Raw genomic sequence first — 11,412 nt, 5'->3', positions numbered from 1 at the left:
TGTGAGGGCGATGATGGATGCCATGACCTCCCCCATCGCCCTGCCCCTGCTCGACGCCGGCTGCTGCGTCTCGTCGAGCGACGCGGCGATGGCCCCGGCCGAAGCGGAGACGCTGGCGAAGACGCTCAAAGCGCTCGCCGATCCGGCGCGGCTGCGGATCGTGTCGATCATCGCCGCGCAAGACGCCGGCGCCACGTGCGCGTGCGACCTGCAGGAACCCCTCGGCCTCTCGCAGCCCACGGTCTCGCACCACACGAAGGTGCTGGTGGATGCCGGCATCCTGACCCGCGAGAAGCGCGGCACCTGGGCGTACTTCTCGCTCGTGCCGGGCGCTCTCGACAGCGTCGCCGCGGCCATCGCGCCCCGTCGCTGACACTCGCAACCCCCGCTTCCGCTCGCCTTCGCCTGCTTAGGCTCGCGGCATGAGCGAGTACGACGTCGTCGTGGTGGGAGCAGGGCTTGCGGGACTCCGCGCCGCGACCCGGCTGGCCGAGGCCGGGCGCGACGTCGTGGTCCTCGAGGCGAACGACGCGGTCGGCGGGCGCGAGCGCACCGACATCGTCGACGGCTTCCGCCTCGACCTCGGCTTCCACGTGCTGAACCCGGCGTATCCGGCCGTGCGGCGCTGGGTCGACATCGACGCCCTCGCGCTCCGGCGCTTCCCGGTCGCCGTCGGCGTGCGGCTCGACGACCGGGTCGCGCGGTTGGCCCATCCGCTGCGGCATCCGTCATCTCTCCCGACGACTCTCGCGAGCGGGCTCGTCCACCCCGCCGATGTCGCCGCACTCGCACGATGGGTCGGCCCCACCCTACTGTCGGCGCGCGCCGCGAAGAGGGGCCGCGACTTCTCGCTCGACGAGGGCTGGGACCGGGCCGGGCTACGCGGACCCCTTCGCGAGGCGGTGCTCGAGCCCTTCCTCGCCGGGGTGATCGCCGACGACCGGCAAGAGACCTCCGACGCCTTCGTACGCCTGCTCATCCGCAGCTTCGCGCTCGGGCGCCCCGGCGTTCCCGCCGCGGGGATCGGCGCCCTTCCCGCGCAGCTCGCCGACACCGCGCGGCGTGCGGGTGTCGGCATCCGCCTCTCGCACCGCGTCGTGTCGACCCGGCGGCGCACGCGCGGCTGGCACCTCGGGGTGGAGGGTCGGGATGCCGTGACCGCCCGCAGCGTCGTGCTCGCGAGCGGCCTGGATCACGCTCTCGATGCCCCGCACCCCCGCACGCGGGGCCTGCAGACGTGGTGGTTCGCCGCCGACGAGGCCCCCTCGGACGATGCCGCGCTACGCGTGGACGGCCGTCGCCGCGGGCCGATCGTCAACACCGCGGTCATGACCAACACCGCCCCCACGTACGCCCCGCGCGGACAGCACCTCATCCAGGCCACGTGCGTGATGCCGTCGGCCGCCACCGAGAACGACGTGCGGCGTCAGCTCGGCGAGGTGTGGGAAGCCGACGCCCGGCCGTGGCGCCTGCTGCGCCGCGACGACATCACCCACGCGCTCCCCGTGCAGGACCCGCCGCTGCACCTGCGCCGCCGCGTGCGGCTCGACGATGGCCGATACCTCGCCGGCGACCACCGCGACACCGCTTCGATCCAGGGCGCTCTGGTGTCGGGGCAGCGCGCCGCCGAGGCGGTGCTGCGAGACCTCGCGCGGTGAATTCGCGCGGCCACCCGGCGCGATGCGCGAGACGTCGCGCGCCACCTCCATCGCGAGACGGCATCTCGCTGACAGCTCCGCTGCAACCTGACGCGGGTTTGTCAGCGAGATGCTTTCGGTGCCCCGCCGCCCGCGCACCGCGCGCTGCTCGGTCCGCGCCGCGACCCGGGAATGCACGGGCGCAGAACCCGAGCTACCCCCGCGCCGCCAACGCCGCCAGCGCGTCGCCGGTCACCCGGCGGGTCGTCCACTCGTCCATCGCCTCGGCGCCGAGCGCGCGGTAGAAGCCGATCGCGGGCTCGTTCCAGTCGAGCACGGTCCATTCCAGACGCGAGTAGCCCTTCTCGAGGCACTCCGCGGCGAGCGCGGCCAAGAGGGCGACGCCGTAGCCGTTCGACCGGTACGGCTCGTGGACGTACAGGTCCTCGAGCCAGATGCCGTGGCGACCGGTCCACGTCGAGTAGGTGAGGAACCAGATCGCGATGGCCCGGATCTCCCCCTCCCTCTCGACGACGAAGGCGAATGCGCGGGCGTCATCGCCGAACAGCGTGTCGGCGATCATCTCGGCGGTGTTGTCGACGGCATCCGGTTCGCGTTCGTAGTCGGCGAGAGCCTGGATGCACGCGAGGATTCCCTCTTCGTCTCCCGCACGAGCGGGGCGCAGCACGGCGCCGTCTTTCAGGTGGGTCATGTCAGGGGCTCCCAGCTCTCGGCCGCGACGCGGCGGAAGTTCCCGCCGAGCACGGCGGCGACGTCGGTGTCTTTCCATCCTCGCGCGGCGAGCGCCGAGCCGAGGAGCACGAAGGTCTCGGGCGGCATCCACTCCATCGGCCCCCACCGGGTGTAGCTCGCATCGTAGAGCTCGGGCATGCGGACCACCTCGTCGCGGAAGGTCTCCCAGTCGAACGAGAAGTCGGTGCTGACGCCCACGTGCTCGCTACCGACGAGCTCGACCGCGTACTCGAGGTGGCGGATCATCGCCTCGAGGGTCGGGGTGTTCGGCCCCAAGAAGATGCCCACGCCGGTGATGCCCACCACTCCCCCGGTGGCTGCCGCCGCGCGCGCCTGGTCGTCGGTGATGTTGCGGGGGTGCTCCCACACGGCGCGCATGTTCGAGTGGCTGAACACGACCGGGCGGGTCGACGCGGCGCACATGTCGAAGGTCGTGCGGGCGCCGACGTGCGAGCCGTCGGGAACCATGCCGCGCCTGTTCATCTCGGCGACGAGATCGCGGCCCCACGCGGTGAGTCCGTCGTCGACCGCGTCGAGGCACCCGCCGCCGGCGCGATTGGCATGGTTGTAGGTCGGGCCGAGGGTGCGCACTCCCCGGGCGACGAGGGTGGCCACGGCATCCAGGTCGCCCCCGAGGGGGCCGCTGTCTTCGAGGTCGAAGGCCACGGCTGTGTCGCCCCGGGCCGAGACCCGGTCGATGTCGGCCACGGTGGCGGCCAGCTCCAACCCGTCGATCGCGTCCACCTGCGCGCGGAAGGAGCGAAGGAGGGATGCCGTGAGCTCGGGCGTGTGCGGGGCGTAGCCGACGTTGATCGAGACGTAGCCTCCCCCGGCTTCGCGGTAGCGCCGCAGGTCGCCGAGGTCGGCGGACTCGACGAGCTCGACGCAGGCGTGCTGGTCCCAGAGCACGTCAGGCCACGACCCGGGCGGAGAGGGCGGGGTCGAGGGCCTCGCGCTCGTCGAAGACGAAGCAGTCGCCGTTCCAGTGCGCGGCGCCCTGGGCCTCGAACCACCCGAGGATCCCGCCCTCGAGCTGGTAGGCCTCGAGCCCCTCGGCCCGCAGATGCAGCGCGGCCTTCTCGCAGCGGATCCCGCCGGTGCAGAAGCTCACCACGGTCTTGCCCTCGAGCTCGTCGCGGTGCGAGTCCGCGGCATCCGGGAACTGGGTGAAGCGGTCGATGCGCCAGTCCTTCGCACCGGCGAACGTGCCGTAGTCGACCTCGAACGCGTTGCGCGTGTCGACGAGCACGACCTCGCGACCCTCGTCGTCGGCGCCCCGGTCGAGCCAGCGGCGCAGGGTGGCGGGGGTGACGACGGGAGCCCTTCCGTCCTGCGGGCGGACCTCCGGCCGGTCCATGCGGATGATCTCGCGCTTGACCTTCACGAGGAGCTTGCCGAAGGGCACCTCGTCCGACCAGCTCTCTTTGGCTCTCAGGGCCGCGAACCGCTCGTCGCAGCGCACCTCGTCGAGGAACCCGCGCACCGCGTCGCCATCGCCCGCGAGGAACAGGTTGATGCCCTCCTCCGCCAGCAGGATCGTTCCGCGCAGCCCCGCCTCGCTCGCGCGCTCGCGAAGGACCGTGCGCAGGGACGCCGGATGATCGATGCGCGTGAACAGATACGCCGAGACGTTGAGGACGGATGCCATGGCATCCACGATACGAAAGGTGCGCGCTGTCGGCCGACGGCGCGGTCGTCAAGCCGGGAGGCTCCGATCGCGCATCGCCTAGCGTGGAAGCACTCGTCCCCGGGAGGAAGCGTGCCTCAAGGCCCCGTTGCGTCGGCCGTCACCGTCTCCGTCGTCATTCCGTGCCGCGACGACGGCGCCCACCTGTGGCGCTGCCTGCGCGCCCTCGCCGCGCAGACGCTCGCGCCGGACGAGGTCGTCGTCGTCGACAACGCCTCGACCGACGACAGCGCCGACATCGCCCGAGCCGCGGGCGCGCGGGTGGTGTTCTGCGGCGAGCGCGGGATCCCCGCCGCGGCCGCGGCGGGCTACGACGCGGCGCGGGGCGAGCTCATCCTGCGCCTGGATGCCGACAGCATCCCCACCCCGACGTGGGTGGAGAGCATGGTCGAGGCGCTGAGGGACACGACAGTGGATGCCGTGACCGGCGGCGCCGTGTTCCACGACGGCCCCGCGCGAGGACGGGTGGCGATGGCGCGGCTCTTCCTCGGCACCTACGCCACCTTCGCCACCCCGGCCCTGGGTCACACGCCGCTGTGGGGATCGAACATGGCGTTCCGCCGTCGCGCGTGGGAGGACGTGCGCGGCGAGGTGCACCTCGACCCCGAGCTGCACGACGATCTCGACCTCGCCTATCACCTCGGCCGGCGGCACCGGATCGCGCGGGTGTCGGGCGCGCACATGCGGGTCTCGTCGCGCACGGTCGAACCCCGCCGCTTCGCGCGATGCTTCCGCCGCGGCGCGGGCACGGTGTTCGTGCATTGGCCCGCCGACATCCCCCCGGCCCGGTGGATGCGTCTGGGCATGCGGGGGCGCTCGTGACCGGCATCCTGTTCCCGAACGTCGAGCCGCCCGAGCTGCATGTGATGAGCTTCAACATCCGCCGCCGCTTCGACCGGATCACGTGGCCGCCCGCCGACCGGTGGCCGATGCGCAAAGAACGCCTGCGCACCTTCTTGAGCGCCAACAAGCCACATCTGCTGGGCACGCAGGAAGCGATGCCCGATCAGGCGCGGTGGGTGCAGGGCGCGCTCGGCTCGGACTACGGACGGATCGGCCTCGGGCGGGGGCCGCGCCGCGACGGCGAGGGCACCCCGCTGTTCTACGACCGCGAGCGCATCGAGGTCGAGGATTGGCAGCAGGTCGCCCTGTCCGATACGCCCGAGGTGCCCGCCTCGACCGGGTGGGGGAACACGATCCCGCGCATCGCGGTCATCGCGCAGCTGCGCGACCGCGCCACCGGCTCCCGGTTCACCTTCGTCAACACGCACTTCGACGCGTTCTCGCGCCGGGCCCGGCGCCGATCGGCGACCTGGCTGCACGAGCTCGTCGCCCGACGCGAGCACCCGTTGCTGTTCACGGCCGACGTGAACGCGCACGTGCGCTCGAGCGAGCTCGCGGACATGTTCGCCGACGGCCTGCTCGTCGACACGTGGTCGTACGCCCCCGCCCGCCGCACCGCGGAGTGGGGCACCTTCAACAACTACGCGGCGCCCAGGATCGGCGCACGACGCATCGACGCCCTGCTGGCGACCCCCGACGTGGGAGTGAGGGCGGTGGGCATCGACCCGCGCCCGACGGGCACGCAGTGGCCGAGCGACCACCTTCCGGTGCAGGCCGTGGTGCGCATCCATCCCCCGGGGACGCCGTGATCCCGGCGATGTACGCGAACCTGAAGCGTCCGCCGCGAAGCCTCACCGACTGGCTGTCCGACGCCGTGCGGGCCCTGGCGATCGTCGTCGTCCTCGCGTCGTCGTTCACCCTGCCGTTCACGGACTTCGCCGTGCTGTCCATGTCGTTGCCCGCCGTCATGCTCTCGCGGATGATCGGTCTGCGGTCAGGGCTCGACCTCATCGCGTGCGTCACGGTGTTCGTGGCCGCGGGCAGCAACGTCATCGATCTGTACCGCACCTGGACGGGTTGGGACCTGGTGGTGCACGTGGTGTGCACCGGGGTTCTCGCCGCGATCGCTCTCGTGCTCCTCGACGACGCGGGCGTGATCGGGTCGACCGGCCGCCGCCGCACGCCGATCGTCGTCGCGACGATCGCGGGCCTCGCGCTCAGCGCCGTCTGGGAGATGGTCGAGTGGTTCGGCTACCGCTTCATCACCGACGCGATCTTCGTCACCTACGACGACACCATCGGCGACATGATGGCCGGCGGCGCGGGCGCGCTGATCGCCGGCGTCTTGGCATCGCGGCTGCCGCTGACCCGAGCGGATCGCGCCGCGCTGTGAGGACGCACTCCGACGCGAGACGGCGTCACGAGGACGACCGAGGCGTGTGAGCGACGTACCGCCGGTGAGAGGCGGCTTCGGCACGATATCGCCGCGTCGGAGCCGGCCCCCGCGCCGGACGAGAAGACCGGCGGCCCCCCGAAGGAGGCCGCCGGTCCGGTCTGTCGACGCTCAGATGCGACCCGCAACGTCCCGTCCGACGAGGTCGCCGTCGGGGTTGGGCTCGCTGAGCTGCTCGCCCGGAGCGGTCGATCCCTCGAGTGGCGGGAGTCCGGCCTCGACGCGGGCACCGAGCTCGGCATCGACGTTCTTCCAGTACTGCACGGCGCGATCGCGCACCTCGGCGCGGGTCACACCGCCGACGTGCCCGGTGATCGTCTCGACCAGGCGGTCGCGCTCCTCGGCCGACATGACCTCGCGCACGAGCGTTCCCGCCTGACCCCAGTCGTCATCCTCGGGGTGGAGGGTCGCCGCCGAGCGCACGAGCTCGCCGTCGCTCTGCCAGCCGCCGTCGCCCGCGCGGCGCGGGTCGGCCGCAGGGCCGCCGACCGAGTTGGGGGCGTAGACGGGCACCTCGGGCGGGTTGTACTCGTAGCGCATGGCGCCTTCCTTCGAGTACGAGTGCACCTCGGTGTGCGGCCGGTTCACCGGCAGCTGCTGGTAGTTCGTGCCCACGCGATAGCGGTGCGCATCGGCGTAGCTGAAGATGCGCGCCTGCAGCATCTTGTCGGGGCTGCCGTCGATGCCGGGTACGAAGTTCGACGGCTCGAAGGCCGCCTGCTCGATCTCGGCGAAGTAGTTGCCCGGATTGCGGTTCAGCTCCATCGTGCCGACCTCGATCTCGGGGTAGTCGCTGTGCGGCCACACCTTGGTCAGATCGAAGGGGTTGAAGCGGTAGGTCTTCGCATCCTCGTACGGCATGATCTGCACCTTGAGCGTCCACGTGGGGAACTCGTTCCGCTCGATCGCGGCGTAGAGATCGCGGATGTGGAAGTCGGCGTCCTGCCCCGCGATCTGATCGGCTTCGTCCTGCGTGAGCGTCTTGTGGCCGAGGTCGGTGTGGAAGTGGTACTTCACCCAGAACCGCTCGCCCTCGGCATTGATCCACTGGTACGTGTGCGACCCGTAGCCGTTCATGTGGCGCCAGGATGCCGGGATCCCGCGGTCGCCCATCAGCCAGGTGACCTGGTGCGCGCTCTCGGGAGAGAGCGTCCAGAAGTCCCACTGCATGGTGTTGTCGCGCAGGTGGCTGCCGGGCAGACGCTTCTGCGAGCGGATGAAGTCGGGGAACTTGATGCCGTCCTTCACGAAGAAGACCGGGGTGTTGTTGCCGACGAGGTCGTAGTTGCCCTCGGTCGTGTAGAACTTCAGCGAGAACCCGCGCGGGTCGCGCCAGGTGTCGGGGCTGCCCTGCTCGCCGGCGACCGACGAGAAACGCGCGAGCATCTCTGTCTCGACGCCCGGCTGGAACAGCGCCGCGCGCGTGTAGGCCGACACGTCACCGGTCGTGCGGAACGTGCCGAACGCCCCACCGCCCTTGGCGTGTACGACGCGCTCGGGAACGCGCTCGCGGTTGAACTGCGCCAGCTTCTCGATCAGATAGTGGTCGGTGAGAGCGATCGAGCCGTCGGCTCCGACGCTCTGGGAGTGCTCGTCGCTGGCGACGGGGGCTCCGTTGTTGGCGGTGGTCGGCTCGGTCATGGCTCTCCTCACGTCGTGGGCCGAAGACGAAAGGCCCACCTCCACGGTAGGCGGGGCCTCCGACATCGCGGAGGCATTGCGCAATGGGTCTCGACCACGTAGGGCTCCTGAGGCTGTCAATCCCCCGCTGAGCAGTGTCCCGCCTCGACAGCATGGCGGGACCGAACGAGAGGAACGAGCACATGTCGAAGGATCTGTCGAAGGGCGACCGCGTCAGCTGGGACACCCCGCAGGGGAAGACCCAGGGCAAGGTCGTGGAGAAGAAGACGAAGGACTTCCAGCACGACGGCCAGAAGTTCACGGCATCCGACGACGAACCGGCCTACATCGTGGAATCGGAGAAGTCCGGCTCGAAGGCCGCGCACAAGGGTTCGGCACTGAACAAGCTGAAGAGCTGAGCGAGCGCGTCGCGTGCCGAACTCCTGAATCCACGCGTCTGCGTCGCGATACAGCGGTCGCAGACCTGGCCCACCACCGGTATCTCAGGAGTTCGGCCCGCCGCCGTCCGCCTCGCGGGCGTCCCGCCGCTTGCGCATCTGCGCCAGGGCCAGCCCGAGCCTGTGGTTGCCGGCCAGCACGTCCTCGTGCCGCTCCAGGAACTCCCAGTAGGCGTCCGTGAAGACCGAGTCCTTGGCGTCCTGAGCCGACGGCCACCACGAGCCCATCTTCTGCAGGTAGGCCCCGCCCGAGACGTACGGCTTCGTCGCGACGAACCCGCCGTCGGCGAACTGGCTCATCCCCATCACGTTGGGGACCATCACCCAGTCGTAGGCGTCGACGAACAGAGCGAGGAACCACGCGTTCACCTGCCGCGGCGCGTACCCCTGCAGCAGCAACCAGTTGCCCAGCACCATGAGCCGCTCGATGTGGTGCGCGTAGCCCCAGCGGTGCACCCGTTCGAGCACCGTGCGCACGGGGATCGGCAGGTCCCGCGGCATCCGTTCTGCCGTGTACCAGTACTTCTCGATGCGCTTCTCGAGGTGCAGCGCGTTGACGTGCTCGAGCTTCGGGTGGGCTCGGTACATGCCGCGCATGTACTCGCGCCACCCGATCACCTGACGGAGAAAGCCCTCGACGGATGCCAGGGGGGCATCGGTCCGTGTGGCGGCGGCGACCACTTCTTCTACGGTGAGCAGACCGATGTTCAGCATCGGCGAGATGATCGCGTGGAAGAGGAAGGGCTCGTCGGCCTTCATCGCGTCTTCGTACCGACCGAAGTCGTGCAGGCGCTCGGCGACGAAGACGTCGAGCCAGTCGCGAGAGTCCTCGGGGGTGACGGGAAGCCAGAAGTCCGCGGCGCTGCCGGGGTGCTCGGGATAGCGTTCGTCGACCTCGGCGATGACGGCTCGCGTGATGTCGTCGTGGTCGAGCTGCGGCAGGGGCGGGATCTTCACGCCCTTCTTCGGCAGCGCTTTGCGGTTGTCGGCGTCGAAGTTCCACCGACGACCGGCGGGCTTGCCCCCGTCCATCAGAATGCCGGTACGCCGACGCTGCCAGTGGTAGAAGTCCTCCATGAGCGGCGTCGGGTGCTCGGCGAACCACCCGTCGACGTCGTCTTCGGGGGTGAGGAACAGGGCGTCCGAGAGGACGTCGGTGTCGACGTCGTGATCCGCGCAGATGCGGGCGATGCGAGCGTCCACCGGGCGGTTCGGGTCGCTCATCCAGGTCAGCTCGGTGACCCGGTGCTTCTGCAGCAGGCGCTCGAGACCGGCCTTGAAGGTGAGGTCGTCGTCGAGGGTGATCCGCCGAACGATACGTCCCTCGGCCTCGAGTCGGGCAGCCGTGTGACGCATCGCCGAGATCAGCAGCACGATCTTGTGACGGTGATACGGAAGCTTCGCGAAACGCGGTGCCGACTCGATGAAGAAGAACTCCTGCACCTCGTCGTCGTCGTACGCCGGGTGCTCGGCGAACTGCTGCGTCGCGAGGATCAGCGCGGCCTTCACGCGCGCCGCCTCTGCTTCGCGGCGTTCGCCCGGCAGCCGCGCGAGCAGTACAGCACCTGGTCCCACTGGTCACGGCCGCTCCACCGTTTGCGATCGGTGAACGGGCGTCCGCAGTAGGCGCAGGGCTTGGAGCGCACCTCGGGTCGTGACATGCCGTCATCGTCGCAAAGCGCACCCGCGGCATCCGGGGGCTTGCGCTCGCACGCCGACCCGGTTTGCGCAAGGCCCGCGCGGCGGCGGGTCCGGACGTGGTCCGCTAGCGACATGGATACCGCACCGGAGCGCACGAACGACACCGCCGACGACCCCGACGAGCTCGAGACGGCCGACGCCCCCTCGATCCCCGACACGACCGACGACGGCGAGGCCCCGGTCGACAACCCCTCGGGCGGCTGACACACGGGGAGCCCCGCACCGGTCCGGCGCGGGGCTCCTCGATGGGTCGTCAGTCAGTGAGGTCGAACTTCTCGTTCTCGCCGCCCTTCGGGCGCTGGCCCGTCACCTTCGAGGTGACCAGGGCGATCGCCGTCGCGAGACGTCCCCCCGCGCTGCCCCAGTACTCGCCGGTCAGCGCGGACACCTTCAGCAGCGTCACCCCCGGCGACTCGGGGCCGTCGGGGAACCATGCCTCGACGCTCGTCGACCACAGCTCCTTGAGCTTGGCGAGGTCGTCGATCACCTCGGCCTCGCCCGCCAGCGACAGCCAGGTTCCGTCGGTGCTGAACGACAGACCCACCTTCGGTTCGCGGCGCACGTGCTGGACGGCCGAGGCGTGCGTGCCGACGATGAACCAGAGGTCGCCATCGGACTCGCGCTCCTGCACCGTCAGCGGGTGCGCGTGCAGAGCACCGTCCTCGGCGCGGGTGGTGACCATGGCGAAGCGGAACTTCTTCAGCAGTTCGTTGAGCGTTTCGAGCTCGGACGCGGTGGTGGACATGAGACTCCTTCGGTTCGATCCTTCAGCGAATCGCGCGAGATGACGCCGCGCTATGCGTTGACGTCGGCCGCACCGTCTGCTCTGTCGGTGGCCGCCAACGCGTCGAGAGCTTCCAGCGCGTCGCGGGCGCGGCGCACACGCGCGTCGACCTCGTCGTCCCACCAGCGCGGTCCCCGCTCCCCCAGGCCGCGTTTGGCGATTCCCACGCGCTCGCGCGCGGCGGCCACGGCGTCGTCATCGCCGGTCCCCTTCGCCGTGCGCACCGCGGATCGCGCCCGCCCGAGATGCGAGCGCAGACGCACGGCCAGGTCCTCGGGGAGCCGCGGATCGGTCCGTCGCCATCGTCTGCCGTCGATCACGAGCCAACGCTCGTCGTCGGTGGTTTCGTCCGCGGATGCCATGACCCCAGTGCACCCTTCAGACAGGGGTCGCGAAATCTCCCCGGCACAGAGGGGACATCCGTGCTAGCCTCGTCAGTATTCGTTCTGGGACTTGCTTCATCGACGCCCGCCTCA

The 11,412-nt window shown here is 70.4% G+C and carries 15 protein-coding genes; 7 read left to right on the top strand and 8 right to left on the bottom strand.

Annotated features, from left to right (window positions below):
- Window positions 1-22: 22 nt before the first annotated feature.
- Complete coding sequence (locus tag AB6V29_RS15040) at window positions 23-373, top strand: helix-turn-helix transcriptional regulator (protein WP_210076218.1); 351 nt, start codon at window positions 23-25, stop codon at window positions 371-373.
- Between the two features lie 49 nt (window positions 374-422).
- Window positions 423-1,658 (top strand): NAD(P)/FAD-dependent oxidoreductase, encoded by a 1,236-nt coding sequence (locus AB6V29_RS15035; protein ID WP_369359612.1) that lies wholly within the window; start codon window positions 423-425, stop codon window positions 1,656-1,658.
- 193 nt (window positions 1,659-1,851) lie between these two features.
- On the opposite strand, the gene AB6V29_RS15030 is transcribed toward AB6V29_RS15035, so the two are convergent.
- Genes AB6V29_RS15030 through AB6V29_RS15020 form a run of 3 tightly spaced genes read right to left on the bottom strand, consistent with a single transcriptional unit; the run spans window position 1,852 to window position 4,038 of the window.
- Window positions 1,852-2,349 carry a GNAT family N-acetyltransferase gene (locus AB6V29_RS15030; RefSeq protein WP_210113119.1) on the bottom strand — a complete coding sequence of 166 codons (498 nt, stop codon included), beginning with the start codon at window positions 2,347-2,349 and terminating at the stop codon, window positions 1,852-1,854.
- Window positions 2,346-3,299, bottom strand: coding sequence for a dipeptidase (locus AB6V29_RS15025; protein WP_369359609.1), 954 nt, complete (start codon window positions 3,297-3,299; stop codon window positions 2,346-2,348). Before AB6V29_RS15025 ends, AB6V29_RS15030 begins: the two co-directional genes overlap by 4 nt.
- Before the next feature lies 1 nt (window position 3,300).
- Window positions 3,301-4,038 carry a sulfurtransferase gene (locus AB6V29_RS15020; protein WP_267786799.1) on the bottom strand — a complete coding sequence of 246 codons (738 nt, stop codon included), beginning with the start codon at window positions 4,036-4,038 and terminating at the stop codon, window positions 3,301-3,303.
- Window positions 4,039-4,149: 111 nt separating this feature from the next.
- Here AB6V29_RS15020 and AB6V29_RS15015 point away from each other — a divergent pair, with 111 nt between their 5' ends.
- The 3 genes from AB6V29_RS15015 to AB6V29_RS15005 are packed head-to-tail and all read left to right on the top strand — an operon-like array spanning window position 4,150 to window position 6,313.
- Window positions 4,150-4,899, top strand: coding sequence for a glycosyltransferase family A protein (locus tag AB6V29_RS15015; protein WP_267786798.1), 750 nt, complete (start codon window positions 4,150-4,152; stop codon window positions 4,897-4,899).
- A complete protein-coding gene (locus AB6V29_RS15010) occupies window positions 4,896-5,729 on the top strand; it encodes an endonuclease/exonuclease/phosphatase family protein (protein ID WP_369359607.1) in 834 nt (277 codons plus the stop codon). Before AB6V29_RS15015 ends, AB6V29_RS15010 begins: the two co-directional genes overlap by 4 nt.
- 8 nt (window positions 5,730-5,737) lie before the next feature.
- Entirely contained in the window at window positions 5,738-6,313 is a 576-nt protein-coding gene (locus AB6V29_RS15005; protein ID WP_307316371.1) for a hypothetical protein, read from the top strand.
- Window positions 6,314-6,484: 171 nt separating this feature from the next.
- Here AB6V29_RS15005 and AB6V29_RS15000 read toward each other — a convergent pair whose 3' ends face one another.
- Window positions 6,485-8,014 carry a catalase gene (locus AB6V29_RS15000; protein ID WP_267786794.1) on the bottom strand — a complete coding sequence of 510 codons (1,530 nt, stop codon included), beginning with the start codon at window positions 8,012-8,014 and terminating at the stop codon, window positions 6,485-6,487.
- 182 nt (window positions 8,015-8,196) lie between these two features.
- Here AB6V29_RS15000 and AB6V29_RS14995 point away from each other — a divergent pair, with 182 nt between their 5' ends.
- The gene (locus AB6V29_RS14995; RefSeq protein ID WP_210076235.1) at window positions 8,197-8,412 is read left to right on the top strand and encodes a DUF2945 domain-containing protein; all 216 of its coding nucleotides are present in this window, start codon (window positions 8,197-8,199) and stop codon (window positions 8,410-8,412) included.
- 84 nt (window positions 8,413-8,496) lie between these two features.
- Here the strand turns inward: AB6V29_RS14995 and AB6V29_RS14990 are convergent, their stop codons facing one another.
- Both AB6V29_RS14990 and AB6V29_RS14985 read right to left on the bottom strand, forming a co-directional pair.
- On the bottom strand, window positions 8,497-9,960 hold the full coding sequence (locus AB6V29_RS14990) for a cryptochrome/photolyase family protein (RefSeq protein WP_369359604.1): 1,464 nt from the start codon (window positions 9,958-9,960) through the stop codon (window positions 8,497-8,499).
- Entirely contained in the window at window positions 9,957-10,112 is a 156-nt protein-coding gene (locus AB6V29_RS14985; RefSeq protein ID WP_150951372.1) for a DUF2256 domain-containing protein, read from the bottom strand. Before AB6V29_RS14985 ends, AB6V29_RS14990 begins: the two co-directional genes overlap by 4 nt.
- Window positions 10,113-10,224: 112 nt before the next feature.
- Between AB6V29_RS14985 and AB6V29_RS14980 the strand changes: the two genes are divergently transcribed.
- Window positions 10,225-10,356 carry a hypothetical protein gene (locus AB6V29_RS14980; RefSeq protein ID WP_369359603.1) on the top strand — a complete coding sequence of 44 codons (132 nt, stop codon included), beginning with the start codon at window positions 10,225-10,227 and terminating at the stop codon, window positions 10,354-10,356.
- Between the two features lie 49 nt (window positions 10,357-10,405).
- Here AB6V29_RS14980 and AB6V29_RS14975 read toward each other — a convergent pair whose 3' ends face one another.
- Window positions 10,406-10,897 carry a pyridoxamine 5'-phosphate oxidase family protein gene (locus AB6V29_RS14975; protein ID WP_210076239.1) on the bottom strand — a complete coding sequence of 164 codons (492 nt, stop codon included), beginning with the start codon at window positions 10,895-10,897 and terminating at the stop codon, window positions 10,406-10,408.
- 50 nt (window positions 10,898-10,947) lie between these two features.
- On the bottom strand, window positions 10,948-11,298 hold the full coding sequence (locus AB6V29_RS14970; RefSeq protein ID WP_210076241.1) for a biopolymer transporter Tol: 351 nt from the start codon (window positions 11,296-11,298) through the stop codon (window positions 10,948-10,950).
- Window positions 11,299-11,412 lie beyond the last annotated feature (114 nt).

It is taken from the genome of Microbacterium sp. 20-116, from assembly GCF_041079415.1.
In the GTDB taxonomy this organism is placed as follows: Bacteria; Actinomycetota; Actinomycetes; order Actinomycetales; family Microbacteriaceae; genus Microbacterium.
The sequence above is the reverse complement of the archived record's forward strand: the minus strand, read 5'-3'. Positions and strand labels throughout refer to the sequence as shown.